Origin of the sequence: Acidovorax sp. LjRoot117 (assembly GCF_964252695.1) — a bacterium.
GTDB lineage: Bacteria > Pseudomonadota > Gammaproteobacteria > Burkholderiales > Burkholderiaceae_C > Acidovorax.
Genome location: NZ_CAXUPO020000002.1, coordinates 594724 through 619233, shown reverse-complemented (window position 1 = coordinate 619233; position 24510 = coordinate 594724). Strand labels below are relative to the sequence as shown.

Genomic DNA, 24510 nt, shown 5'->3' with positions numbered 1-24510 from the left:
GACCCTGGATTCAACGGGCATCTGCACGCAGCCTTTCCTACACGCCAGCGTCGCCTCACCAGGGCGATGCTGCGCTCCACAGCAGCACCTCCGTCACCTGTCCCGCTCGCGACCCGTAAACCGGTACCGCACGACCGGCAAGCCATCGCTTTAGTAAGCACGCTTACCAGCACAAACCCCGATGCCCTGCGGCATGTTGCAGCGCCATAATTTTTGAGTCCGTGGCACTGGCTGCGCGAAGCCTCCAGCGACAGGTACGCAGGCGACCACGGCAAGAACCACATATACAGGAGACACCATGCAACTGACTTCTCTCGCCGCGGGCCTGGGCCTTGCGTTCGGCTTGATCGCCACGGCCGGCGCGCAGACCACGACGCTCAAGATCGGCTACGCCACGGCGCCCGATTCGCACTATGGCGTGGGCTCCAAGGTGTTCTGCGATGAAGTCGAAAAAGGCACGCAGGGGCGCTACAAGTGCCAGTACTTTCCCAACTCGGCGCTGGGCGGCGAGCGCGAGCAGATCGAGGCCATCCAGCTCGGCACGCAGGACCTGGTGAACACCTCCACCGGCCCTGTGGGCAACTTCGTGCCCGAAGTGAAGATCGTGGACATTCCGTTCCTGTTCCGCGATTACGACCATGCACGCAAGGTGATGGACGGCCCCATCGGCCAGGACATCCTGACCAAGTTCCCGAGCAAGGGCATCATCGCGCTGGCCTGGACCGAAAACGGCTTTCGCCACATGACCAACAGCAAGCGCGACATCGTCAAGCCCGAGGACGCCAAGGGCCTGAAGATGCGCACCATGGAGAACAAGGTGCACATGGACGGCTACCGCACCTTCGGCATCCTGCCCACGCCCATGGCCTTCCCCGAGCTGTTCGGTGCCATGCAGCAGGGCACGGTGGACGGCCAGGAGAACCCTATCCCGGTGATCCTGTCGGCCAAGTTCTCGCAGGTGCAAAAGCACCTGTCGCTGACCGGCCACGTGTACTCGCCCGCGCTTCTGCTGCTCTCGCCCAAGGTGTGGAACAAGCTCAACGATGCCGACAAGAAGGTCTTCACCGACGCCGCCAAGAGCGCTTCGGTGGCGCAGCGCAAGAAGGTCAACGACGATGAGAACAATGGCATCGCGCTGCTTGAATCGCAAGGCATGAAGGTCACGAAGACGGTGGACGGCGCAGCCTTCCGCGAAGCGCTCAAGCCGGCGTATGTGGGCTATGCCAAGGAGTTCGGGGCCGACAACATCAAGAAGATCCAGGACGTTCGTTAACCCGAGCAGACAAACTCCAACCGTTCACGCTGAGCCTGTCGAAGCGCCGCGCAAGGCTTCGACAAGCTCAGCCCGAACGGTTTTTTTTCGCTTTCAGCCAGAACCGAGAACAACACCGTGAAAGCCTTCGAACGCTATTTCCTTGCCGCCAACCGCTGGGCGCTGATCCTGCTGCTGGCGGCCATGTCGATCATCATCTTCACCAACGTGGTGATGCGCTACGTGACCCACAACTCGCTGGAGTGGGCTGAAGAGGTCTCGCGCCACATGATGATCTGGCTGACCTTTCTGGGCGCCGGGCCGGTGCTGCGCTACGGCGGCCACATTGCGGTGGAGAACCTGCAGGACGCCCTGCCCCGCGCAGGCGGCATTGCCATCCGGGCGGTGGTGGCCGCGCTGCTGTTCGCCTTCTTCGGCTTCATGGTCTGGTACGGCTGGCTGTACATGCAGCGCACCATGTTCCAGATGACGGCCGTGACGCAGGTGCCCTTCGCCTACATCTACAGCGCCATGCTGATCGGCGGGGTGTTGCTCATCGTGCACTTTGCGTTCGTCGTGCGTGGCTATGTGCTCGACCGCACCTTCGCGGCCGATGAGCACTTCGATGCGAATGCGAGTGCCTCACTATGAGCGCGTCCATCATCCTCATCGTTTCGGCCTGCCTGTTCCTGGCCATCGGCGTGCCGGTGGCGTTTGCCCTGGGCCTGGCCACCGCGGCCACGCTGATCCTGGCCGAGAGCTACCCGCTGATGGTGCTGCTCAAGGAGACCTTCACCGGCATCGACAGCTTTCCGCTGATGGCCGTGCCGTTCTTCATTCTGGCGGCCGAGCTCATGAGCGGCGGCTCGCTGACCGAGGTGCTGCTGCGCTTCGCCGGCCAGTTTGTGGGCCACAAGCGCGGCGGGCTGGGCTACACCAACGTGGTGTCGCTGACGTTCTTCTCGGGCATCTCGGGCTCGGCACTGGCCGATGCGGCCGGCCCGGGCTCGATGCTGATCCGCATGATGGACAAGGCGGGCTACGACCGTTCGTATGCAGCGGCGCTCACCGCGTCCACTGCCATCGTGGGGCCCATCATTCCGCCGTCCATCATCATGATCATCTATGCGCTGCAGGATGAAACGGTGTCGGTGGGTGCGCTGTTCGTGGCCGGCCTGCTGCCGGGCCTGCTGATCGCGGTGGCCATGTGCATCGTGAACTTCCATGTGTCGAAGAAGCGCAACTACAAGGGCGACGGCAAGATGCCGCCCATGGCCGAAATCCTGACCACCACCTGGAAGGCGCTGCCCGCCATCTTGCTGCCCGTGGTGATCCTGGGCGGCATGCGTGCAGGCTGGTTCACACCCACCGAGGCCTCGGTGGTGGCCGTGTTCTACGCGCTGGTGTGCGGCAAGTTCGTCTACCGCACGCTGCAGTGGAAGGCCCTGCCCGACATCCTGGCGCGCTCGGCCCTGCTGTCGGCGTCGGTGCTGATCATCATCGGGCTGTCGGCCGCGTTCGCGTGGATTTTGACCATCGAGGGCATTCCGCAGCAGATGGCCGAGTGGCTCATCAGCATGAACCTGTCGCCCTGGATGTTCCTCATCATCGTGAACATCTTTCTGCTGCTGTTCGGCATCTTCATTGAGCCGCTGCCGGGGGTGATGGTGCTTGCGCCCATCCTCGCGCCCGTGGCCGTGAAGCTGGGCGTGGACCCGGTGCACTTCGCGATGATCGTGATCTACAACCTCACGCTCGGGATGATCACGCCGCCGGTGGGAGGGCTACTCTTCGTCACCTGCAATGTCTCCCGCGTGCCGATGTCGCAACTGGTGCGCGAGCTGGTGCCCTTCCTGTGGGCGCATGGCGTGGTGCTGGTGATGCTGACCTTCATCCCGCAACTGTCCACCTGGCTGCCGAAGGTGTGGGGTTTCATCAAGTAGCGGGGCTTTCCAGCGGGGGTGCCAGGCGCCAGCGGATATACTGGCGCCCGTCAGGAGAGAGCCCCCTTCGCGGGGGCCGCCGAAGGCGCAGGGACAACCCGAACGCTCAGGCAAAAGGACTGGCAACCGCCCGCAGTGATGCGGGCGTTTCCTTGCTGGAGAGAGATGGACCGCCGGTCACACCGCGCGCGGCACCCATCCACCGAAGGAGCAAGCCGCACGGCCAGCCAGGGCGCTGCGGTGAATCTCTCAGGTAAAGCGGACAGCAGGGCAAATACCGTGGCCTGGTACAGGCTGCGGCTTTCATTTGCCTTGTCCTGAGAAGCCCGCCATGTCCGCCACCGCTCCCCTGCTCACCACGCCCCTGAACGCACTGCACATCGAGCTGGGCGCCCGCATGGTGCCGTTCGCCGGCTATTCCATGCCCGTGCAGTACCCGGCCGGCCTCATGGCCGAGCACCTGCACACCCGCACCGCAGCGGGGCTGTTCGATGTCTCCCACATGGGCCAGCTCAAGCTCGTCGGCCCGGACGCTGCGGCCGCCTTCGAAACCCTGATGCCGGTCGATGTGATCGACCTGCCCGTGGGCAAGCAGCGCTACGGCCTGCTGCTGACCGATGAGGGCACGGTCATCGACGACCTGATGTTCTTCAACCAGGGCACGGTCGAAGGCGAGCCCACCCTGTTCGTCATCGTCAACGGCGCCTGCAAGGTGGGCGACATCGCCCACATAGAGGCCCGCATCGGCCAGCGCTGCCAGGTGGTGCCCATGCCCGACCATGCGCTGCTGGCGCTGCAAGGCCCGCAGGCGGTCACCGCCCTTGCCCGCCTGGCGCCGGGTGTGGACCAGCTGGTGTTCATGACCGGCGGCGCGTTCGACATTGCGGGCTGCGACTGCTTCGTCACCCGCAGCGGCTACACCGGCGAAGACGGCTTTGAAATCTCGGTGCCCGCAGTCCAGGCCGACACCCTGGCGCGGGCGCTGCTGGCCCAGCCCGAAGTCAAACCCATCGGCCTGGGCGCGCGCAACTCGCTGCGCCTGGAAGCGGGCCTGTGCCTGTACGGCAACGACATCGACACCACCACCACACCGCCCGAAGCGGCCCTGAACTGGGCCATCCAGAAGGTGCGCCGCACCGGCGGCGCACGGGCGGGCGGCTTTCCAGGCGCGGACAAGGTCCTCGCGCAGATCGACAACCCCGCCACCCTGCAACGCAAGCGCGTCGGCCTCGTGGCGCTGGAGCGCGTGCCCGTGCGCGAGCACACCGAACTGCAGAGTACCGACGGCCAGAAGATCGGCGAAGTCACGAGCGGCCTGCTCGGCCCCACGGTGAACGAGCCAGTGGCCATGGGCTACGTCGTCCCTGAATTCGCCGCCATCGGCACGCGCGTGAACGCCATCGTGCGCGGCAAGGCCGTGCCGATGGAGGTGCGTGCCATGCCGTTCACCCCCGCGCGCTACTACCGCGGCTGAACCCCCGCATTCGTTTGCCGCGCATTGCATCGCCTGCGCCCCAGCCCGGCTACAGTGGCAGCTGGCATCGGCACTTTTTTAGACAACCCTTTTTTCTGGAGCCCCCATGACTGTCAAGTATTCCAAGGACCACGAGTGGATCGACATCTCCGACCACGAAGCCGCCACCGTCGGCATCACGCTGCATGCGCAGGACGCGCTGGGCGACGTGGTGTTCGTGGACCTGCCCGCCGTCGGCACCACCTTCACCCAGGGTGAAGTGGCCGGCGTGGTCGAGTCCGTCAAGGCCGCAGCCGACGTGTACATGCCCGTTACCGGCGAGATCGTCGAAGTGAACGAGGCGCTGCGCGCCGACCCGTCCCTGGCCAACAGCGACCCGATGGGCGCCGGCTGGTTCTTCAAGGTCCACGTGACCGACATGACGCAGTTCGACGCGCTCATGGACGAGCCGGCCTACGCCGAGTTCGCCAAGAACGCCTGATCGGACCGCCCCTCCCTTCGCGGCCTGGCAGCCACCTGCCGGGCCATGTGTCCCCGCCCTTGCCGCCGCCGCCGATGACCTCCCAAGCCCCCCTGCCCTCCCTCGCCGCGCTCGAGAACGCCACCGAATTCCTGCCCCGCCACATCGGCATCGACGCTGCGGATGAAACCCACATGCTGTCGGTGATCGGCGAGGCCTCGCGCAGCGCCCTCATCGAAAGCATCGTGCCGCGCTCCATTGCGCGCACCACGCCCATGGACCTGCCCCTGCCCGTCACCGAAGCGGCAGCGCTGGCCGAGCTCAAGGCGATTGCGGGCAAGAACAAGGTCCTGCGCAGCTTCATCGGCCAGGGCTACTACGGCACGCACACGCCGGGCGTCATCCTGCGCAACATCCTGGAAAACCCCGCCTGGTACACCGCCTACACGCCCTACCAGGCCGAGATCTCGCAAGGCCGTATGGAGGCCTTGGTCAACTTCCAGACCATGGTGTGCGACCTGACCGGCATGCCGATTGCCAACGCATCCATGCTGGACGAAGCCACCGCCGCCGCCGAGGCCATGACCCTGGCCAGGCGCTCGGTCAAATCCAAGAGCAATGTCTTCGTGGTGGCGGGCGACGCGCACCCGCAGACCATCGAAGTCATCCAGACCCGCGCCAAGCCCCTGGGCCTGGAAGTGCGCCTGGCCAACTCGGCCGAGGAATGGAACGACCTGCTGGCCGGCGACTACTTCGCCGTGCTGGCCCAGTACCCCGCCACCAGCGGCCGCATCGAAGACCTGCGCGCCGATGTGGAAAAAGCCCACGCCAAGCAGGCCGCCTTCATCGTGGCCGCCGACCTGCTGGCGCTGACGCTCATCACGCCGCCCGGCGAATACGGCGCCGACATCGTGGTGGGCACCACGCAGCGCTTTGGCATGCCCATGGGCGCGGGCGGCCCGCACGCTGCCTACATGGCCTGCCGCGACGAGTTCAAGCGCAGCCTGCCCGGCCGCCTGGTGGGAGTGAGTGTGGACGTGCACGGCAAACCGGCCTACCGCCTGGCCCTGCAAACGCGCGAGCAGCACATCCGCCGCGAGAAAGCCACGTCCAACATCTGCACGGCGCAGGTGCTGCCGGCCGTCATCGCCAGCATGTACGCCGTGTACCACGGCCCCGAGGGCCTGCAACGCATCGCCCAGCGCGTGGCCAGCTACACCGCCATCCTGGCCCAGGGCCTGGTGCAGCTGGGCGCGCCGGTGCGCCCGCAAGCCACCTTCGACACGCTGAGCCTGCATACCGGCGACGCTACCAAATCGATAGCTGCTCGCGCAATCCAGATGGGCGCCAACCTGCGAATCTACTTCGAAGAGTACCTGTGCATCTCGCTGGACGAGACCACCACGCGCGCCGACGTCGAGCTGCTGTGGAAGGTCTTCGCCCAGGACGGCCAGGCCCTGCCCACCTTCGACGCGTTCGAGAACGGCGTGGAGCCGCTGATCCCCGCCGCGCTGCGCCGCACCAGCCGCTACCTCACGCACCCGGTGTTCAACACCCACCATTCCGAAACCGGCATGCTGCGCTACATCCGCCAGCTGTCCGACAAGGACCTGGCGCTGGACCGCAGCATGATCCCGCTGGGCAGCTGCACCATGAAGCTCAACGCCACCAGCGAGATGATCCCCATCACCTGGCCCGAGTTCGCGCACATGCACCCCTACGCGCCCGCCGACCAGCAGGCCGGCTACCGCGAGCTGGACGAGCAGCTGCGCGCCTGGCTGTGCCAGGCCACGGGCTACGCCGGCATCAGCCTGCAGCCCAACGCCGGCAGCCAGGGCGAATACGCGGGCCTGCTGGCCATCCAGGCCTACCACCGGGCGCAGGGCGAAGGCCACCGCAACATCTGCCTCATCCCCAGCAGCGCACATGGCACCAACCCCGCCAGCGCGCAGATGGTGGGCATGCAGGTAGTGGTCACGGCGTGCGACGCCGCCGGCAACGTGGACCTGGCCGACCTCAAGGCCAAGTGCGAGCAGCACAGCGGAAGCATTGCCTGCGTGATGATCACCTACCCCAGCACGCACGGCGTGTTCGAGACCCAGGTCAAAGAGCTGTGCGCGCTGGTGCACAGCCACGGCGGCCGCGTGTACGTGGACGGCGCCAACATGAACGCCCTGGTGGGCGTGGCCGCCCCCGGCGAGTTCGGCGGCGACGTGAGCCACCTGAACCTGCACAAGACCTTCTGCATCCCCCACGGCGGTGGCGGCCCGGGCGTCGGCCCGGTGTGCGTGGTCGAAGACCTCGTGCCCTACCTGCCCGGCCTGCCGGGCCAGGGCGACCAGCCGCTGGCCCCCGCCGACGGCAAGGTGGGCCCGGTCAGCGCTGCCCCCCTGGGCAACGCCGCCGTGCTGCCCATCAGCTGGATGTACATCCGCATGATGGGCGCCGAAGGCCTGCAGGCCGCGACCGAGACAGCCATCCTGTCGGCCAACTACATCAGCGCGCGCCTGAAGGACCACTACCCCACGCTGTACGCCAGCGCCAACGGCCACGTGGCGCACGAGTGCATCCTGGACCTGCGCGGCCTGAAGGAGACCAGCGGCGTGATGGCCGAGGACGTCGCCAAGCGCCTGATCGACTACGGCTTTCATGCGCCCACGCTGAGCTTTCCCGTGCCCAACACGCTGATGGTGGAGCCCACGGAGAGCGAGACGCTGTTCGAGATCGACCGCTTCATCGACGCGATGATCGCCATCCGCGAAGAGATCCGCCAGATCGAGGCGGGCAAACTGCCGCAGGACAACAACCCGCTGAAGAACGCGCCGCACACGGCGGAGAATCTTCTGACCGGCGAGTGGGCCCGCCCGTACACGCGTGAGGCCGCGGCTTACCCGGTGGCGGCCCTGCGCCAAGGTAAGTACTGGTCGCCTGTGGGACGCGTGGACAATGTGTATGGGGATCGGAATCTGTTCTGCAGTTGTGTGCCGGTAGGTGACCTGGCGTAAGCCAAATATCGCGCACCGCACCCAAGCCTGGGCTATCACAAGGACTCTCATTCTGCAGACCATCTTCACACAATGAGTAAGTCACAACCGTCTGTTTTGCCTATCCGAACGGTCTGTCGGGACGGCCAAAAGCTCCGTTGCGCGTTCACCGCATTGACTGTGCTTCTTGCCCTCTCGATCACTTCAATTGCAGATGCGGCTGACAGCTATCACGCGTTGGTAGCGCCCTGCAAGAGCGTCCTTCACGACTCCGATTTCGAATTGAATATTCCGATCGCCGAAGGTCAACGTCGGGTCCGCGCCACTTGCGAGACACGGCAGGTTTCGTCGGGTCCGAAAAAACGCCATCGCACTCAAATGGAGGTACGGTTCAACTGTCGCACGGCTCCCGCAAATCCAGGAGATGAATCCACTGAGTTCTACGCAAGAAAGATCCTCTACTTCACATTGCGCAAGTCGGAGTGGCGCATTGAGTCCGCTGAGCTCAATCTGACTGGAATTCCGCCAACCCCATCAGCGATTCAGACGGAAAAAATACCAACAGCATCACTGGGTCCTCTGCTACCTCAAGCAACCGCATGTCTTGGGTCGCCATGACGCCGTGAGACTCACCAACGGGTCAAACACACTGCGGCAATATGCAATGCGCTAAAAGCGAAAGGCCCTAACATCAGGCCTTTGTTTTTTCCTGGAGTTTTCTTCATGCGTGTTCTTCTCGCACTGCTCGCCTCTCTTGCCTTTGCCCCAGTTGCTCAGGCACAAACCGCCCAGCCCGTCACCACCGCCAGCGGCCTGGTGTTTGAATCCTTGAAGGAAGGCTCAGGCGATTCGCCCAAGTCCACCGACACCGTGAAGGTGCACTACAAGGGCACATTCCTCGACGGCAAGGAGTTCGACAGTTCCTACAAGCGCGGCGAGCCCACCGAGTTTCCGCTCAACCGCGTGATCCCCTGCTGGACCGAAGGTGTGCAGCGCATGAAGCCCGGCGGCAAGGCCAAGCTGACCTGCCCACCTGCCATTGCGTACGGCGCTGCGGGCGCAGGTGGCGTGATTCCGCCCAACAGCACGCTCAACTTCGAGATCGAACTGATCTCGGTGCGCAAGTAAGAAGAAGACCCATGCTGCTGAAGGTCGGTGATCTCGCGCGGCGCACCGGCCTCACGGTGCGCACGCTGCACCATTACGACGAGATCGGGCTGCTCAAGCCTTCGGGCCGGTCGGACGCGGGCTATCGGCTGTACAGCCAGGCCGACGTGCAGCGGCTGCACGGCATCCAGACGATGCGGCAGATGGGCTTGGCGCTCAGCGACATCGGCGACCTGCTGGTGGGCGACACGATGGCGCCCGAACGCATCATCGGCCAGCAGATCCGCGCGCTGGACCAGCAGATATCGCAGGCCACCGAACTGCGGGGGCGCTTGACCATGCTGCGCGACGGGCTCATGGCGGGGGCCGAGCCCGACATGGGCAACTGGCTCGAAGCGCTGGCGCTGATGACCACCTACGGCAAGTACTTCAGCTCGGCCGAGCTCAAGCAGATCTTCACTAAATGGAGCCTGATCGAGTCCGATTGGCTGGTGGTGAAGGAGCTGGTGCAGAGTGCCATGGACCGCCAGTTGCCACCCGAAGACCCCGAGGTGCAGGCGCTGGCATACCGCTGGATGGCGCTGATGCTGCACTGGATGGGCGGCGACATGGACCTGCTGGAGCGCTGGGGCCACATGTTCCGCACCGAGCCCACGACCCATGGCCGCAACCATGCGCCGCCGGGCGAGATGATCGAGTACGTCGAAGTGGCCATCAAGCTGCGCATGAACCTGCTGGACAAGTACCTGACCCGCGACGACCTGCGCGCGCTGGGTCATGTATCCCACACGCAGTGGGCGGCGCTGGAAGACTGGGTGCAGCAACTGCTGGCGCGCGGCGTGGCCCCGCAGCACGCTGACGCCGCGGCCGCTGCGCAGCGCTGGGATGCGCTGTTCGGCCAACTCACACGCAACGACGCGGCACTGCGCCAGAAGCTGCTCACCGCGTCGATGCAGGAGCCGTTGCTCCAGGCGGGCTCGCCGCTGAGCGCGCCCGTGCGCGCCTACCTGCACGCCGCCCTGGCGCACGCACGGGCTTCGCACGCAGTGGCAACCTCGCCACCCCAACGCAAAAAAGCAGCAAAAATCGCTTGACCCTCACGCAACGTGAGGCTTGACAGTCGGTCTCTTGATGGACCGACACATGACTGCTGACCCCTCCCCCTATCCCGCCGCGGCCTCCGGGCGCCTGCACGCGCTGGACCACCTGCGCGCCACCATGATGTGGCTGGGCATCGTGCTGCACGCCTCCATTGCGTACATGGCAGCACCGTCGCCCCTGCCGTGGCACGACGACCTGTCCACGCCGGTGGCCGACCTGCTGGTGGCGGTGATCCATGCGTTTCGCATGCCGCTGTTCTTCATCCTGGCGGGCTTCTTCGTGGCGCTGCTGGTGCAGCAGCGGGGCCTGGCCGGCATGGCCCGCCACCGCGTGCGCCGCCTGGGCCTGCCGTTCGTGGTGTTCTGGCCGCCGCTGTTCATGGCGACGGCGCTGCTCGGGCTGATGTTCCTGCACCGCATGGCGCACGGCACCTGGGGCATGGACCGCAGCCTGCTGCCGCGCGGCCCCAACGTGCCGCACGGCCCGCCCACCATGCATCTGTGGTTTCTGTGGATGCTGCTGTGGCTGAGCATGCTCACCCCGCCGGTGTGGGCAGCAGCCCGGGCGCTGCCATCGTCGGTGCAGCGCAAGTTGCAGGCTGCGTCGGCATGGCTGTGCGCCACGCCGCTGGGTGGCGTGCTGCTTACGCTGCCGCTGGGGTGGATCGGCGCGCAGTACGACCACGGCATCGTCACGCCGAGCGGGTCGTTTTTGCCGCCGCTGGCGGAATGGGTGCACAACGGCTTGTTCTACGCGTTCGGCCTGTGCCTGTACAGCCAGCGGCGCCTGCTGATGGCGCGCTACGAAAGGCATTGGCCGGTGTTCGCCGCTGCAGGGCTGGCGTGCTTTGTGGTGACCGGGTTCCTGTCAGAGATATTGGCCCAGCCCGAAGCATCGGCCTTTGCGCTGGTGCTGCTGACCGGTGGCTTCACCGACGTGCTGGCCGCGCCGGTGTCGGCCATCCGGCATCTGCAGTTCTGGATGGCGCTGGCCTACAACGCGGCGTCGTGGCTGTGGAGCTTTGCGCTCATCGGCCTGTTTCTGCGGCATGTGGCGCGGCCCCGGGCCTGGCTGGCCTACCTGGCAGACAGCGCGTACTGGGTGTACCTGGTGCACCTGCCGCTGACGGTGGGCTTTGGCGCGCTGCTGTATGGCGTGCCCATCCCTGCGATTGCCAAGATTTTTCTCAACGTGTTGGCGACCACGGCTCTGTGCCTGGCCAGCTACCACCTGTTCGTTCGTTTTACCGCGGTGGGCCAGTTGCTCAACGGCCACCGCCATTCCCGCCCCTACCCCGGAGAACCTGCCCATGCCCACTGATACCCCCACCCGCGACAACCCGCCGCCGCGTGCCGAGCACGCCCAGCCCGCACCCGCAAGCCCTGCAGGCCCCGACCAGCGCGCCGCGCTGCTCAAGGACCGCAACTTCCGCTGGCTGACCGGCGGCGCTTTCCTGTCGATGCTGGGCGACCAGTTCACGCTCATCGCCCTGCCCTGGTTGGTGCTGCAGATGACCGGCGACACGCTGGTGCTGGGCACCGTGCTGGCTCTCATCAGCGTGCCGCGCGCGCTGTTCATTTTGATCGGCGGCGCGCTGGTGGACCGCCATTCGCCCAAGCAGGTGCTGATGATCACCAAGTACATCAACCTGGTGCTGCTGGCCGTGCTGGCCGCCCTGGTGCTCGCTGGCAGCCTCACGCTGTGGATGGTGTATGCGCTGTCGCTGGGCATTGGCCTGGCCACGGCGTTCAGCATTCCCGCGGGCGTCGCGATGATGCCGCACGTGGTGGCCCGCCACCAGCTGCAGGCCGCCAATGGCGTGAACCTGGGCCTGCGCCAGCTCACGATGTTTCTCGGGCCGCTGCTGGCGGGCGTGCTGATCGCGCTGTTCGGCGATGCCACGGCGGTGCATGCCAGCGGCAGCGGAGAAGCGCGCGCCAATGCCACCGGCATCGGCCTGGCGTTTGCGCTCGATGCGCTGAGCTTTGCGGTGTCGGCCTGGACGCTGGCCCAGGTGCGCACGCTCGGCGGCGGCGGTGCACCGTCGGCTGCAGCACCCGCAGCCCCGCCGCAGGCGGTGCTGGCATCGGTGGCGCAGGGCCTGGTGCACTTTTGGCGCGACACCGAGCTGCGCACCTGCTTTCTTTACTGGAGCGCCATCGCCCTGTTCATCATGGGGCCCATCCACATTGCCATTCCGGTGCTGGCCAGCAGCGCGCCCGGGCTGGGCGCGGCCGCGTTCGGCATCATCGTGGGCGCGCACGGCGCGGGTACGCTGCTCGGCATGGTGGTGTCGGGCATGGTGCCGCGGCTGCGCATCGGCAGCCTGGGCATGACCATCCTGGCGTTCGACGCGGTCATCGGCGCGCTGTTCATGCCCATGGGCCTGATCACCGCTGTGTGGCAAGGGGCGGCGCTGATGCTGGCCATCGGCCTGTTGGGCGGCTTCATGCAGGTGAGCGTGTTCACCTGGATCCAGCAGCGCGTACCGCCCATGCTGCTGGGCCGCGCGATGAGTCTGTTCATGTTCATCTTCATGGGCCTGGCGCCTATCTCGGCCGCCGTCACCGGCTGGTTGATGAAGAGTGTCACGCTGACCCAGCTGTTCGTTGCCAGCGGCGGCACGCTGGTGGTGCTGGCTGCGCTGGCCCTGGTGCTGACGCCCATGCGCCGCGTGACGGATGCGGCACCCGTGGCCCGCTGAGCGCCGCTTCATGAAAAATGCCGGGCGTGTGCCCGGCATTCTTTTATGCGTCGCCTGAAGCCTCAGGTTCAGACTTCGGTCACGAACTGCTCGCGGGGGCGGCGCACCTTCTTCAGGTTCACCAGCCAGTCGCCTTCGTCGGCACGGTAGCCCAGCGGCAGGATCGACACGCTGCGCAGGCCGCGTGCCCGCAGGCCCAGGATCTCGTCCAGGGCGTTGGGGTCGAACCCTTCCATGGGGGTGGAGTCCACTTGCTCGAAAGCGGCGGCGATCAGGGCGGCGCTCAGGCCGATGTAGGCCTGGCGGGCCGCGTGCTGAAAGTTCACCTCGGCATCGCGCTGGGGGTAGCTGCTCAGCAGCATCTGGCGGTAGTTCTCCCAGCCTTCGTTCTTGAAGCCGCGCTGGTCGTTGGTCAGGTCGAACATCATGTTGATGCGATCGGCCGTGTAGTTGTCCCACGCCGCGAACACCAGCAGGTGCGAGCCGTCGGTGATCTGGGCCTGGTTCCAGGCGATGGGCTGGATCTTGGCGCGCACCGCGGGGTCGGTCACGACGATGATCTCGAACGGCTGCAGGCCGCTGGAGGTGGGGGCCAGGCGTGCGGCCTCCAGGATGCGCTCGACCTTGTCTTGCGGAACCTTCTTTTCGGGGTTCAGCTTCTTGGCGGCATAGCGCCATTGCAGTTGGTCGAGCAGCGGCTGGGCAGCGGCAGCGGTGGTGGTGGTGGTGTTGGCAGTGGTCATGTTGGAATAGTCCTGTGATCTGGGCCGTGATGGGTGCGCACGCCGTGCGGTACGGCGGCGGCATATCAAATGTATGCAGGCCTGCGCGCGCCGGTAAGCCGTCAAAGGGAAAAGGATTGTTCACGTTTGGCCAACAATCGCCGCTTTTGCAGCAGGCCGGTGCGGGGCCAGCGAACACCCCGCGACCCGCGCCTACCCGCCTACCCGCCTACCCGCCAACATCCGCCTCCCACCCACAGCGACCCACGCCAACCCACCTGGCGGGCTGTGGTCTTGCGCGCTGCGCCTGCCGCGGCGCAATCTGCGGGCGTACACTTCGGCGCATGCCTTGCGGCGCCCCCGCAAGCCCTGCACGGCGGCAGCGCACGGCCCTTGCGCTGCACAGCACCTGCGTGGAGTCCGCGCGGCCTTTTTCCCATGAGCGAACCCGACCTGTCTTTTCTGGACCCCTCCCGCCGCATGCCCGCCGAGGCAGCCGGTGCGCCGGGCCCACCGGTGGTGCGCACCGGCCCGCCCGCGCTGCAGCCCGGCGCGCCTGCCGACGGCCTGGTGGCGGAGCTGCGCGCCTACCAGGCCGAGCTGGAAAGCCAGAACAAGGTGCTGCGCTACAGCCAGACCGTGGCCGAGAGCGCCTACGAGCGGTTCGAGACGCTGTTCGCCAGCCTGCCCCTGGCCCTGATGGTGGTGGACGAACACGACCTGGTGGTGCAGGCCAACTCCATGGCGCACCGATCTTTCCAGCCCACCGAGCGGGCCCGGCCGCTGACGGCACTGCTGCCCTTCGTGCGCGAGCAGGACGCTCGGCGGGTGCGCGAGGCCTTCGCGCTGGCCAAGGACCTGGGCCACAGCGACGTCAAGGAGGTGGTGTTCGCGATCAATGACGACACCCGCATCAACGGCGACCTGCACATCGCCCATATCGAGGCACCGCAGGCCAGCGGGCCGCCGCTGCCGCAGTTCCTGTGCGCGGTGATCGACCAGGGCCCGCTGCTGGCCGAGCGCCAGGCGCTGCAGCACAGCGCGCTCACGCTGCAGCAGCGCAACCAGCAGCTCTACGCCAGCGAAAAGCGGCTGGAGGCCATCATCAATTCGGCGCTCGATGCCATCCTGTGCGTGGACCAGCACCAGCGCATCACCGTGTTCAACCCCACGGCCGCGGCGCTGTTCCAGTGCAGCGCGGGCGACGCGCTGGGCAGCACGCTCGACCGCTTTCTGCCCGACGCGGCGCAGGCCCTGGCGTTTGCGCAGCTCACCACGCAGGCCATGCTGGGCGAGATGACCGCGCTCACGGCCAGCGGCAAGGAGCTGGCGGTGGAAGTCAGCGTCTCGTTCGAGCGCCACGCGGAAGGCGAGACCACCACGGTGTTCGCGCGCGACCTCACCGGCCGCAAGAAGGCCGAGGCGCACCGCAACGAGCTGGAGGCGCAACTGCGCGAGTCGCAAAAAATGCAGGCCGTGGGCACCATGGCCGGCGGCATCGCGCACGACTTCAACAACATCCTGGGCGCCATCCTGGGCAATGTGGAACTGGCCAAGGCCGACTGCGCGCCCCACTCGCCGGTGCTGGAGAGCCTGCTGGAGATCGACAAGGCCGGACGCCGCGCGCGCGACCTGGTGCGCCAGATCCTCACCTTCAGCCGCAACGAGCCGCCGCGGCGCACCGCCGTCTCGCTGGCCGAAGTGGTGCACGACACCGAGCGCCTGCTGCGCGTGACGCTGCCCCCCGCGGTGGAGCTGCACATGCACCTGCAGCAGGGCCTGCCGCCCGTGCTGGGCGACGCCACGCAGGTGGAGCAGGCGCTGCTGAACCTGTGCACCAACGCCGTCCACGCCATCGGCACCGAGCGCGGCAGCATCCATGTCGAAGCGGCCGCCGTGCAGCCCGACCACCGGCTCAGCGAGCGGCTGGGCCTGGCCCCGATGGACTACGTGGCGCTGGCCGTGCGCGACACCGGCCCGGGCATGGACGCGGCCACGCTGGAGCGCATCTTCGAGCCCTTCTTCACCACCAAGCCTGTGGGCCAGGGCACGGGCCTGGGCCTGGCGGTGGTGCATGGCGTGATGCGCACGCACGAAGGCGGCGTGGACGTGCAAAGCGCGCCCGGCCAGGGCAGCCGGTTCACGCTGTACTTTCCGGTGGCGCCGGCCAGCACCCTGCCCACCCCGCCCCCCGTGCCGCACACCCCGCCAGCCGCACCGCCCCCTGAGCCCGAGGTGGCCGACTGCGCACCGCCACCGCGCAAGCCGCATGTGATGTACGTGGACGACGACCAGGCCCTGGTGTTCCTGGTGCAGCGGCTGCTGCGCCGCCGGGGCTACGAAGTCAGCGGCTTCACCGACCCGCACGAGGCCACGGCCGCGCTGCGCGCCGCGCCCCAGTGCTACGACCTGCTGGTGACCGACTACAACATGCCCGGCTTCTGCGGCGTGGACCTGGTGCGCGAGGCCCGGCTCATCCGACCCGACCTGCCGGTGGCGCTGGCGTCGGGCTACGTGACGGCCGAGATCGAACAGGAAGCCCTGGCCGAAGGCGCGCGTGCCCTGATCCACAAGCCCAACGACGTGGAAGAACTCTGCGCCACCGTGCAGCGGCTCATTGCCGGCAGCGCAGCAGGCGATGACGCCGCCTGAGCCGGCTGAGCCCGCGGTGGGCGCCGGGCACGCGGTGGACGCTCTTCACGCCCCGCCCGCTGCGCAAGCCGCGCTCGCCGTGCAGGCGATGTACGAGGACGCCGATCTGCTGGTGCTGCAAAAGCCCTCCGGCCTGCTGTGCGTGCCCGGACGCGGGCCGGACAAGCAGGACTGCCTGAGCGCCCGCGCGCAAGAGCGCTGGCCCGGCGCGCTCATCGTGCACCGGCTGGACCAGGCGACGTCCGGCCTCGTGATCATGGCGCGCCACATCGACGCCCAGCGGCGCCTGAGCCACGCCTTTGCCGAGCGCCAGGTGCACAAGCGCTACCAGGCCGTGGTGCAGGGCCGCATGCAGCCCGACGGCCAGGCGACCGATGCCTGGCAGGACATCGACCTGCTGATCGCGGCCGACTGGGAGCGCCGCCCCCTGCGCGTGATCGACCCCGTGCTGGGCAAGCCCAGCCTGACGCGCTGGCGCGTGCGCCGCCACGACGCGGCCCAGGGCACTACCCATGTCGAGCTGGAGCCGGTGACCGGGCGCACCCACCAGCTGCGCGTGCACCTGGCGGCGTTGGGCCACCCCATTCTGGGCGACGCGCTGTATGCCGATGCCGCCACGCAAGCACAGGCCCCGCGGCTGCTGCTGCATGCGAGCCATCTGCGCCTCTTGCACCCGGCCACACGGGCCGAGGTGGCGCTGGAATGGCCGGCCGAATTTGAATAAAAACAGGGCCTACCGCTCTCTAGACAAGCGCTGGCAGCCATTATTTCAATAGCAACTGCCGGTGACCGCTCCGTGCAGCAGTGCCGTCAAACGCGCCCCAGGCTACACCGTCGCAGGCCGCGACATCGCCCACTGCACCGCCAGGATGCTGCCCAGCACCACCAGCATGCCCACCAGCGAGATGCCCCGCATCGACTGCCCCAGCAGCGCCCAGCCCAGCAGCACCGCCGTCACCGGGCTCAGTAGCCCCAGCGACGACACCGCCACCGAAGGCAGCCGCGCAATGCCGCGGAACCACAGCGCATAGGCCAGCAAGGCGCCCGCCACGCTCAGGTACACATAGCCGGCCACGTTGACGGCGGTCAGCACGGGCAGCGGCGGGTCCACCAGCCAGGCCACGGGCGCCAGCATGAGGCCGCCCGCCAGCAGTTGCCAGCCGGTGAAGGCCAGCACCGGCAGGTCGGACCGCCAGCGGCGCGACCAGAAGGTACCCGCCGCCATGCACAGCGTGCCCACCAGCGCAGCGGCCACGCCCACCATGTCCCAGCGTGCGCCGGGCGACAGCAGCAGCGCCGCCATGCCCAGCACGCCCAGGGCACCGGCCGCCAGGGCCACGGCGGGTGGGCGCCGGTGGTCCATCGCCCAGGTCAGTCCCATCACCACCAGCGGGCCGATGGCGCCCACCACGGCGGCCACGCCACCCGGCAGCCGGTACGCCGCCACAAACAGCAGCGCCTGGAACACGCCGATGTTCAGCGCCGCCAGCACCACCAGGCGCCGCCAGCCGGTCCAGTCGCCCCATGCCGGCCAGCGGCGGCACCACAGCACCAGCAGCAGGCCGGCGGGCAACGTGCGCAGCAGCGCGGCGGTGAAGGGCCGGTCTGGCGGCAGCAGCTCGGTGGTGACGATGTAGGTGGAGCCCCAGATCACAGGGCCCACCGCGGTGGTCAGCGCATCGAGCCAGGGGGTGGAGCGGGTGCCTTGCATGGTTATTTATCTTCAATTCAAGATAAATAACTCTACCATACAATCTTGAAATCAAGATATTTTGAAGCCCGACACGATGGCCACACAACGCCAACCCGACGCCGTGGACGCCATCCTGGCTCAGTGGCACCGCGAGCGCCCCGACCTCGACGTCAGCCCCATGGGGCCGATCGGCCGCATCAAGCGCTGCACCGCCCTGCTGGAGCGCCGGCTGGACGAGACCTTTGCCGAGTTCGGCCTGAGCGTGTGGGAGTTCGACATGCTGGCCACGCTGCGCCGCTCTGGCGCGCCGTATTGCCTGGCGCCCACCACGCTGTTCTCCACCCTCATGGTCACGTCGGGCACGATGACGCACCGCATGGGCAAGCTCAAAGCCAGCGGCTGGATCACCCGGCTGCCCAACCCCGACGACGCGCGCAGCTCGCTGGTGCAGTTGACCCCCGCCGGGCTCGCGCTGATCGACCGGGCCGTGGAGGCCCATGTGGCCAACGAACACCGCATCCTGGCGCCGCTCAAGGCCGCCGACCTGGCCGCGCTGGACGCCCGGCTGTCGCTGCTGCTGGCGGCGCTGGAGTCCCCCACGGGGCAGTAGTTAGCCACCGACACGCGCTGCGGTGCGTACTGCGCAGTAACATGGCGGGATGCCTCAAAACCACCTCTACATCCTGACCGGCGCGTCGCGCGGCATGGGCCTGGCCATGGCCCAGCAGCTTTTGCGCAGCGGCAACACGCTGATCTGCATCGCCCGCAGCGCCAACACCGACCTGGCCACCGAAGCCAAGGCTTCAGGCGTCACCATCGAACAATGGCAGCTCGACCTGTCGCAGGGCGAGCAGGCCGCGCACAAGCTGCAGGCCTGGCTGGCAGCCCAGGGCCCGCAGGCGTTTGCCAGCGCCACGCTGATCAACAATGCCGGCATGATCCCGCGCATCGCCCCGCTGTCCGGCAGCGATGCCGCCGACCTGGCCACTGCCCTGCGCGTGGGGCTGGAGGCGCCCATGCAGCTGACCGCCGCCTTCCTGGGCGCCACCGATGCATGGACGAGCGTGCCGCGCAAGGTGCTCAACATCTCCTCGGGCCTGGGCCGCCGCGCCATGGCCTCGCAAGCCGCGTACTGCGCGGCCAAGGCGGGCATGGACCATTTCACGCGCTGCGTGGCGCTGGACGAAGCCATCAAGCCCCACGGCGCCAAGGTGTGCTCGCTGGCGCCGGGCGTGATCGACACCGACATGCAGGTGCAGCTGCGCGGCGCTGCGCCCGATGCCTTCCCGGACCAGCAGAACTTTGCCAACCTCAAGACCGGCGGGCAGCTCACATCGCCGACGGACGCCGCCGCCCGCGTTCTGGCCTGGCTCGACCGCGCCGATTTCGGTGCGAACCCGGTGGCGGACGTGCGGGACGCGTAAACCGAAAGCTCCCATTTTGATAGCTGCTGGCGCTTGATGGACAAGCGGTAGCGGCCCATTTGATTCAAAACCTCTCTGAAAGGACCTCCCCATGACCCGTGAAGTCGTCGTCGTCAGCGCAGTGCGCACCGCCATCGGCACCTTTGGCGGCAGCCTCAAGGACATTCCGCCCACCGAGCTGGGCGCCCTGGTCGTCAAGGAATCGCTGGCGCGCGCCAACGTGGACGGCAAGGACGTCGGCCATGTGGTGTTCGGCCATGTGGTCAACACCGAACCCAAAGACATGTACCTGTCGCGCGTGGCGGCCATTAACGGCGGCTGCGGCGAGGGCACTCCTGCCTACAACGTCAACCGCCTGTGCGGCTCGGGCCTGCAGGCCATCGTGAACGCCAGCCAGTCCATCCTGCTGGGCGACACCGACGTCGCCATCGGCGCCGGTGCCGAGGTCATGAGCCGCGCACCGTTCGCGAGCCTGAACATGCGCTGGGGCGCCCGCATGGGCGACACCAAGATGGTGGACATGATGATCGGCGCGCTGCACGACCCCTTCCACAACATCCACATGGGCGTGACGGCCGAGAACATCGCCGCCAAGTGGGGCATCGGCCGCGAGCAGCAGGACCAGCTGGCGGTGGAGAGCCACAACCGCGCCGAGCGCGCCACGGCCGCCGGCTACTTCAAGGACCAGATCGTGCCCGTGACCTTGAAGAGCAAGAAGGGTGACGTGTCGTACGCGACCGATGAGCACTTTCGCCCCGGCGCCACGCTGGCCGACATGGCCAAGCTCAAGCCCGTGTTCGCCAAGGAAAACGGCACGGTGACGGCCGGAAACGCCTCGGGCATCAACGACGCCGCCGCCGCGCTGGTGCTGATGGAAGCCGGTGCCGCCAAGGCGCGCGGCGCCAAGCCTCTGGCCCGCCTGGTGGCCTATGCCCACGCGGGTGTGGACCCCAAGTACATGGGCATCGGCCCGGTGCCGGCCACGCAGGCGGCGCTGAAGAAGGCCGGCCTCACCGTGGCGGACCTCGATGTGATCGAGGCCAACGAAGCGTTTGCCGCGCAGGCCTGTGCCGTCACCCAAGACCTGGGCCTGGACCCGGCCAAGGTCAACCCGAACGGCTCGGGCATTTCGCTCGGCCACCCCATCGGCGCCACCGGCGCGCTGATCACCGTGAAGGCGCTGCACGAACTGCAGCGCGTGCAGGGCCGCTACGCGCTGGTGACCATGTGCATCGGCGGCGGCCAGGGCATCGCCGCGATTTTCGAGCGCATGTAGTCCATGCGTTCGCCGCCCGGTGCGGCAGCCATCGCCAGCGGCGATGCTGCCACCCTGGATTGGCAAGGCAGGGCCCCCGGCGGATCAGCGATCATCCCCGGGTGCTGGCACCAAGACCGGCAGAGCGGCGCGCGGCCCATGCACATGGGCAACGCCGCCCGCCCATTTCATTGAACCGACGGAGACATATCTGACCATGATTCGCACCCTGCTTTCTTCCTTCACCGCGCTCGCCCTGGCGATGGGTGCCACCGCCCAGGCCCAGACGGCCGCCACCCCGGCCGCGTCCGGCGCTTACCCCAACAAGCCCATCCGCCTGATCGTGCCCTTCCCGCCCGGCGGCGGCACCGACATCCTGTCGCGCCTGGTGGCCACCAAGCTCACCGAGAGCGCCAAGTGGACCGTGGTGGCCGACAACAAGGCCGGCGCCGGCGGCACCATCGGCATCGGCGAGGCTGTCAAGGCCGCCCCGACCGGCTACGACCTGGTGATGGGCCAGAAGGACAACCTGGTCATCGGCCCCTGGCTGTACAAGAACCTGCCCTGGGACCCCACCAAGGACCTGACGCCCGTGGCCCACGTGGCCTACACGCCCGTGGTCATCGCCACCAGCGTGAACTCCAAGTACAAGAGCCTGGCCGACGTGGTGGCCGCCGCCAAGGCCGCGCCCGGCACCGTGACCTACGGCTCGCCCGGCAACGGCACGTCCATCCACCTGGCGGGCGATCTGTTCGAGAAGGCCGCGGGCGTGAAGCTCAGCCACATCCCGTACAAGGGTTCCAACCCCGCGCTGATGGATGCGCTGGCGGGCAACGTGGACCTGCTGGTGTCGTCGCTGCCCTCGGCCATGGGCCAGATCAAGTCCGGCAAGCTGCGCCCACTGGCGGTCACGTCGGCCAAGCGCAGCTCGTCGCTGCCTGATGTGCCCACCGTGGCCGAGTCGGGCTTCAAGGGCTTTGACGTGAGCACCTGGTACGGCGTGTTCGCACCCGCAGGCACGCCTGCCAACGTGGTGGCCGCGGTGAATGCCGAAGTCAACAAGCTGCTGGCCACCGCCGACATGAAGGCCGCCATCCACGCGCAAGGCGCGGAGCCCGAAGCCATGTCGCCAGCGCAGCTGGGCACGCTGCTCAAGACCGAGTATGTGCAATGGAAGGGGATCGTTGAAGCTTCTGGCGCGAAAATAGAGTAACCCCCTGAGTCGCTTCGCGCCTTCCCCCAAGGGGGACGCACCCGGTGGCCTGGAGAACAGGAAGTCCCCCTGAGTCGCTTCGCGCCTTCCCCCCAAGGGGGACGCACCCAGTGGCCTGGCAAAGCCAGTTCCACGGGTGCACTGGCCTGGGGGCGTGCCAGTTTCCATGGCTGTGGCGATGGGCGGCGTTGTCAAGAATTCCAACGAAAAACGGCTCCCTTGGGAGCCGTTTGTCATGGGGCGGTGCTGTTTGCGGTGATCAGGTGCGAACGACCAGCACGGGGATGTGCACCACACCCAGCACCCGCTGGGTGACGCTGCCCAGGACCAGCTTTTCCAGGCCGCGACGGCCGTGGGAGCCCATCACGATGAGGTCGGCGCCGGTGCTCTCCAGCGCACGCAGGATGCCGTCGTGAACGGCATGGCCTTCGCCGACCACGGTGGTCACCTGCACGCCCGCTTCGGCCATGGCCTTGCGGGCGGCTTCGAGCGCCGTGTTGGCCTCTGCGGTGGCGGCGTTGATGTACTGCGCCTGGCCGTAGGCGAAATCAGCGCCCACGCCGGTGAAGGGATAGGGGTCGACCACATACACCGCCGTCACTGCGCTGCCGAAGGTCTTGGCCAGGGCGGCGGCCTTGGACACCGCCAGTGCGGAGGTCTCCGAGCCGTCTACAGGAACCAGAATGTGCTTGAACATGGTGCTTCTCCTTGGAGTGGATGGAAAGGGGGATGGGCCGGCTTGTGGCGGGCCCGTCTGACGCCAGTGTGAACGTCCACCATACCTTGCATCTTGATTCGCATCAAATGCGGCGCAGTCATTCCCGCGAGCCCGCAGGGTTTGACGCTGCGCCGGCCAGCATCCCGCAGGCCTGGCCGGGTCAGCCGCCCGCCGGCACCGTCCCCACCACGTCCGCACCCTGGAAGTTGCCGCGCCGGCAGGTGACCACGAGCGTGTCGCGGTGGCCCGCAGCGTCCACCGGCTGGATGGGGGTGGACTCATGGATCATGCGCGCGTCGTCCAGCAGCAGCAGCGACCATGGCTCGGTCAGGGTGAAGCGCTGGCCGCTCGGGCCATGGGCTTCAAACACCCGCGTCTCGCCGCCCTTGATGCCCGCGCGCCCCACCAGGAACACGGCCACCAGGTCCACGCCGTCGCGGTGCGCGCCTTCGGGCGTGGGGCGGCCGATGCCGTCGGTGGTGTCGATGCGGAACTGGTGCGCCTCCACGAACCAGGGCTGCGGCGCATTGGCGTTGGTTGCAAACACGGCGTCGGAGACGTTGGCCAGAGCCGCCAGCAACTGATGCCATGCGGGCTGGGCCACGGTGGCGGGCTCCATGGGCGCGAACCAGCGCTCCATGCCGCCGTGCAGCGCGTTGTATTCCACCGGCTGCCAGTGGGCGCGGTGCGGCACCTGCTGCACCTGCCCGCCCTGCACCACGAAGCACGCGTGGCGACGGCGGCGGTAGCGTCCGCCGTCTTTCAGAAATTCATCGGGCGGCAGGCTGTCCCAGTCGCGATTGAGCGCCATCAACGCCGGCAAGTCGCCGCCGATGAAGTGGGCCACATCGGCCGGGGACAGCACGGCATAGCCGCGCTGGCTCAGATGATTGGCAACGTCCGAAGGGGTGGTGAACGGGGGTGAGAAAGTGACTTGGGCCATAGAGGCCCGAGCTTAACCGCTGCCACCTTCGCAGCGTCTGCGCTGGCGCAAATGGCAGCGCCTTCCAGGCCTATAGGCTCAGGAAGGCGCGGGAGGCTGGAAAGGGCGCTGGGCGCTTCAGGCCGCCAGCTCACCCCTCAATCGCGGTGGCCGTGCCCGTGCCCCTTGCCGTGGCCGCGTCCCCGGTCGTCGTCGCCGTGGCGATCACGTCCACGGTCCCGGTCGTGCTTGCCGCCATGGCGGTGGTCGTCGTCCCAGCGGCGGTCATCGCGCCCGTGCGGGCCGCGATGGTGGGGAGGACCCCGGCGCGGTGGGGGCTCCTGCACAAAGTAGACCGGCTGGTTGCAGGCGTTGTAGCGGCCGCAGTGCTTGCCCCAGTTCTTGGCATGGCCGGGCGGCACGTACATGTAGATGGGCGCGCGGGGCACCACGACCGCAGGGCGGTGGATGATCACGGGCTCGGCGTACAGCACGGGTGGCGGTGCCGCGTTGCCGATGTTGATGCGGCCATACACACCCGGTGCCAGTTCGCCGCCGACGGTGGCGTTGACGTAGCCCTGTGCCTGCGCACCGCCCGCCACAGCCATCAGCAGCGCAGCGGCGGCGCCAGAAAAGAAAAGGCGAAGACCGGAGGTCATCGTGGGGGTTGTGGTGTTTGTCATCGGGTGCTCCTTGTTGTTCAACGCGCCACGCACGCCAACCGTGCACCAGGGCCACCCATGGGCTGGACCATCAAGCGCCCTTGACCCTACTGCATCGCGCCGCGCAGCGATGTCATCCAATGGCGACAGACGGGCCGACCAGCCGCAAGATGCCCAGGCCTGCAGACCCCGCATCCCGCGCCATGCCGGCCGTGCCCGAGGCC

General features: G+C 67.5%; 21 protein-coding genes and 2 riboswitches. Of the genes, 16 read left to right on the top strand and 5 right to left on the bottom strand.

Going from position 1 to position 24510, the window contains the following annotated elements; genetic code table 11:
• Window positions 1-298 precede the first annotated feature (298 nt).
• The 10 genes from ACSQ3D_RS08170 (at window position 299) to ACSQ3D_RS08125 (ending at window position 13025) form a co-directional block, all read left to right on the top strand.
• Window positions 299-1273 (top strand): TRAP transporter substrate-binding protein, encoded by a 975-nt coding sequence (locus ACSQ3D_RS08170; protein ID WP_056168540.1) that lies wholly within the window; start codon window positions 299-301, stop codon window positions 1271-1273.
• A 117-nt stretch (window positions 1274-1390) separates the two neighbouring features.
• Window positions 1391-1903: a TRAP transporter small permease gene (locus ACSQ3D_RS08165; protein WP_056168538.1), complete on the top strand. Its 513-nt coding sequence runs from the start codon at window positions 1391-1393 to the stop codon at window positions 1901-1903.
• The gene (locus ACSQ3D_RS08160) at window positions 1900-3195 is read left to right on the top strand and encodes a TRAP transporter large permease (RefSeq protein WP_436126524.1); all 1296 of its coding nucleotides are present in this window, start codon (window positions 1900-1902) and stop codon (window positions 3193-3195) included. The genes ACSQ3D_RS08165 and ACSQ3D_RS08160 overlap by 4 nt, the downstream gene beginning before the upstream one ends.
• Before the next feature lie 41 nt (window positions 3196-3236).
• Window positions 3237-3327: riboswitch (glycine riboswitch) on the top strand.
• 13 nt (window positions 3328-3340) lie between these two features.
• Window positions 3341-3471, top strand: a riboswitch (glycine riboswitch).
• Window positions 3472-3526: 55 nt separating this feature from the next.
• Window positions 3527-4669, top strand: coding sequence for a glycine cleavage system aminomethyltransferase GcvT (gcvT, locus tag ACSQ3D_RS08155; protein WP_436126523.1), 1143 nt, complete (start codon window positions 3527-3529; stop codon window positions 4667-4669).
• A 106-nt stretch (window positions 4670-4775) separates the two neighbouring features.
• Window positions 4776-5150: a glycine cleavage system protein GcvH gene (gcvH, locus tag ACSQ3D_RS08150; RefSeq protein WP_056168529.1), complete on the top strand. Its 375-nt coding sequence runs from the start codon at window positions 4776-4778 to the stop codon at window positions 5148-5150.
• Window positions 5151-5224: 74 nt separating this feature from the next.
• Window positions 5225-8134 (top strand): aminomethyl-transferring glycine dehydrogenase, encoded by a 2910-nt coding sequence (gene gcvP, locus ACSQ3D_RS08145; protein WP_436126522.1) that lies wholly within the window; start codon window positions 5225-5227, stop codon window positions 8132-8134.
• Between the two features lie 702 nt (window positions 8135-8836).
• Window positions 8837-9241 (top strand): FKBP-type peptidyl-prolyl cis-trans isomerase, encoded by a 405-nt coding sequence (locus ACSQ3D_RS08140; protein WP_056168522.1) that lies wholly within the window; start codon window positions 8837-8839, stop codon window positions 9239-9241.
• A gap of 11 nt (window positions 9242-9252) precedes the next feature.
• Entirely contained in the window at window positions 9253-10314 is a 1062-nt protein-coding gene (locus ACSQ3D_RS08135; RefSeq protein ID WP_396505961.1) for a MerR family transcriptional regulator, read from the top strand.
• A 49-nt stretch (window positions 10315-10363) separates the two neighbouring features.
• Window positions 10364-11641 carry an acyltransferase family protein gene (locus ACSQ3D_RS08130; protein WP_436126521.1) on the top strand — a complete coding sequence of 426 codons (1278 nt, stop codon included), beginning with the start codon at window positions 10364-10366 and terminating at the stop codon, window positions 11639-11641.
• Window positions 11631-13025 carry an MFS transporter gene (locus ACSQ3D_RS08125; RefSeq protein WP_436126520.1) on the top strand — a complete coding sequence of 465 codons (1395 nt, stop codon included), beginning with the start codon at window positions 11631-11633 and terminating at the stop codon, window positions 13023-13025. Before ACSQ3D_RS08130 ends, ACSQ3D_RS08125 begins: the two co-directional genes overlap by 11 nt.
• A 68-nt stretch (window positions 13026-13093) precedes the next feature.
• On the opposite strand, the gene ACSQ3D_RS08120 is transcribed toward ACSQ3D_RS08125, so the two are convergent.
• A complete protein-coding gene (locus ACSQ3D_RS08120) occupies window positions 13094-13768 on the bottom strand; it encodes an NAD(P)H-dependent oxidoreductase (RefSeq protein ID WP_436126519.1) in 675 nt (224 codons plus the stop codon).
• 417 nt (window positions 13769-14185) lie between these two features.
• Between ACSQ3D_RS08120 and ACSQ3D_RS08115 the strand changes: the two genes are divergently transcribed.
• Window positions 14186-16399 (top strand): ATP-binding protein, encoded by a 2214-nt coding sequence (locus tag ACSQ3D_RS08115; RefSeq protein WP_436126518.1) that lies wholly within the window; start codon window positions 14186-14188, stop codon window positions 16397-16399.
• A gap of 88 nt (window positions 16400-16487) precedes the next feature.
• Window positions 16488-17123 (top strand): RluA family pseudouridine synthase, encoded by a 636-nt coding sequence (locus ACSQ3D_RS08110; protein ID WP_436126730.1) that lies wholly within the window; start codon window positions 16488-16490, stop codon window positions 17121-17123.
• 102 nt (window positions 17124-17225) lie between these two features.
• On the opposite strand, the gene ACSQ3D_RS08105 is transcribed toward ACSQ3D_RS08110, so the two are convergent.
• The gene (locus tag ACSQ3D_RS08105; RefSeq protein ID WP_436126517.1) at window positions 17226-18110 is read right to left on the bottom strand and encodes an EamA family transporter; all 885 of its coding nucleotides are present in this window, start codon (window positions 18108-18110) and stop codon (window positions 17226-17228) included.
• A gap of 76 nt (window positions 18111-18186) precedes the next feature.
• On the opposite strand from ACSQ3D_RS08105, the gene ACSQ3D_RS08100 reads away from it, so the two are divergent.
• The 4 genes from ACSQ3D_RS08100 to ACSQ3D_RS08085 all read left to right on the top strand — a co-directional run bounded on the left by ACSQ3D_RS08100 (window position 18187) and on the right by ACSQ3D_RS08085 (window position 21984).
• Window positions 18187-18702 carry a MarR family winged helix-turn-helix transcriptional regulator gene (locus ACSQ3D_RS08100; protein ID WP_436126516.1) on the top strand — a complete coding sequence of 172 codons (516 nt, stop codon included), beginning with the start codon at window positions 18187-18189 and terminating at the stop codon, window positions 18700-18702.
• A gap of 49 nt (window positions 18703-18751) precedes the next feature.
• Window positions 18752-19516 (top strand): SDR family NAD(P)-dependent oxidoreductase, encoded by a 765-nt coding sequence (locus tag ACSQ3D_RS08095; RefSeq protein WP_436126515.1) that lies wholly within the window; start codon window positions 18752-18754, stop codon window positions 19514-19516.
• 91 nt (window positions 19517-19607) lie between these two features.
• On the top strand, window positions 19608-20792 hold the full coding sequence (bktB, locus tag ACSQ3D_RS08090; RefSeq protein ID WP_436126514.1) for a beta-ketothiolase BktB: 1185 nt from the start codon (window positions 19608-19610) through the stop codon (window positions 20790-20792).
• Between the two features lie 196 nt (window positions 20793-20988).
• Window positions 20989-21984 carry a tripartite tricarboxylate transporter substrate binding protein gene (locus ACSQ3D_RS08085; RefSeq protein WP_056412496.1) on the top strand — a complete coding sequence of 332 codons (996 nt, stop codon included), beginning with the start codon at window positions 20989-20991 and terminating at the stop codon, window positions 21982-21984.
• A 259-nt stretch (window positions 21985-22243) separates the two neighbouring features.
• Here ACSQ3D_RS08085 and ACSQ3D_RS08080 read toward each other — a convergent pair whose 3' ends face one another.
• The 3 genes from ACSQ3D_RS08080 to ACSQ3D_RS08070 form a co-directional block, all read right to left on the bottom strand.
• The gene (locus ACSQ3D_RS08080; protein ID WP_056412499.1) at window positions 22244-22681 is read right to left on the bottom strand and encodes a universal stress protein; all 438 of its coding nucleotides are present in this window, start codon (window positions 22679-22681) and stop codon (window positions 22244-22246) included.
• Window positions 22682-22862: 181 nt separating this feature from the next.
• Window positions 22863-23645 carry a 2OG-Fe dioxygenase family protein gene (locus ACSQ3D_RS08075; RefSeq protein WP_436126513.1) on the bottom strand — a complete coding sequence of 261 codons (783 nt, stop codon included), beginning with the start codon at window positions 23643-23645 and terminating at the stop codon, window positions 22863-22865.
• A gap of 137 nt (window positions 23646-23782) precedes the next feature.
• Window positions 23783-24307 carry a hypothetical protein gene (locus ACSQ3D_RS08070; RefSeq protein WP_436126512.1) on the bottom strand — a complete coding sequence of 175 codons (525 nt, stop codon included), beginning with the start codon at window positions 24305-24307 and terminating at the stop codon, window positions 23783-23785.
• Window positions 24308-24510 lie beyond the last annotated feature (203 nt).

Bases quoted from the DNA above. Each gene is read 5' to 3' on its own strand.
- ACSQ3D_RS08170 (WP_056168540.1), top strand. From the start codon at position 299: ATGCAACTGACTTCTCTCGCCGCGGGCCTGGGCCTTGCGTTCGGCTTG.
- ACSQ3D_RS08160 (WP_436126524.1), top strand. From the start codon at position 1,900: ATGAGCGCGTCCATCATCCTCATCGTTTCGGCCTGCCTGTTCCTGGCC.
- gcvT (WP_436126523.1), top strand. From the start codon at position 3,527: ATGTCCGCCACCGCTCCCCTGCTCACCACGCCCCTGAACGCACTGCAC.
- gcvH (WP_056168529.1), top strand. From the start codon at position 4,776: ATGACTGTCAAGTATTCCAAGGACCACGAGTGGATCGACATCTCCGAC.
- gcvP (WP_436126522.1), top strand. From the start codon at position 5,225: ATGACCTCCCAAGCCCCCCTGCCCTCCCTCGCCGCGCTCGAGAACGCC.
- ACSQ3D_RS08140 (WP_056168522.1), top strand. From the start codon at position 8,837: ATGCGTGTTCTTCTCGCACTGCTCGCCTCTCTTGCCTTTGCCCCAGTT.
- ACSQ3D_RS08135 (WP_396505961.1), top strand. From the start codon at position 9,253: ATGCTGCTGAAGGTCGGTGATCTCGCGCGGCGCACCGGCCTCACGGTG.
- ACSQ3D_RS08130 (WP_436126521.1), top strand. From the start codon at position 10,364: ATGACTGCTGACCCCTCCCCCTATCCCGCCGCGGCCTCCGGGCGCCTG.
- ACSQ3D_RS08125 (WP_436126520.1), top strand. From the start codon at position 11,631: ATGCCCACTGATACCCCCACCCGCGACAACCCGCCGCCGCGTGCCGAG.
- ACSQ3D_RS08120 (WP_436126519.1), bottom strand. From the start codon at position 13,768: ATGACCACTGCCAACACCACCACCACCACCGCTGCCGCTGCCCAGCCG.
- ACSQ3D_RS08115 (WP_436126518.1), top strand. From the start codon at position 14,186: ATGAGCGAACCCGACCTGTCTTTTCTGGACCCCTCCCGCCGCATGCCC.
- ACSQ3D_RS08110 (WP_436126730.1), top strand. From the start codon at position 16,488: ATGTACGAGGACGCCGATCTGCTGGTGCTGCAAAAGCCCTCCGGCCTG.
- ACSQ3D_RS08105 (WP_436126517.1), bottom strand. From the start codon at position 18,110: ATGCAAGGCACCCGCTCCACCCCCTGGCTCGATGCGCTGACCACCGCG.
- ACSQ3D_RS08100 (WP_436126516.1), top strand. From the start codon at position 18,187: ATGGCCACACAACGCCAACCCGACGCCGTGGACGCCATCCTGGCTCAG.
- ACSQ3D_RS08095 (WP_436126515.1), top strand. From the start codon at position 18,752: ATGCCTCAAAACCACCTCTACATCCTGACCGGCGCGTCGCGCGGCATG.
- bktB (WP_436126514.1), top strand. From the start codon at position 19,608: ATGACCCGTGAAGTCGTCGTCGTCAGCGCAGTGCGCACCGCCATCGGC.
- ACSQ3D_RS08085 (WP_056412496.1), top strand. From the start codon at position 20,989: ATGATTCGCACCCTGCTTTCTTCCTTCACCGCGCTCGCCCTGGCGATG.
- ACSQ3D_RS08080 (WP_056412499.1), bottom strand. From the start codon at position 22,681: ATGTTCAAGCACATTCTGGTTCCTGTAGACGGCTCGGAGACCTCCGCA.
- ACSQ3D_RS08075 (WP_436126513.1), bottom strand. From the start codon at position 23,645: ATGGCCCAAGTCACTTTCTCACCCCCGTTCACCACCCCTTCGGACGTT.
- ACSQ3D_RS08070 (WP_436126512.1), bottom strand. From the start codon at position 24,307: ATGACAAACACCACAACCCCCACGATGACCTCCGGTCTTCGCCTTTTC.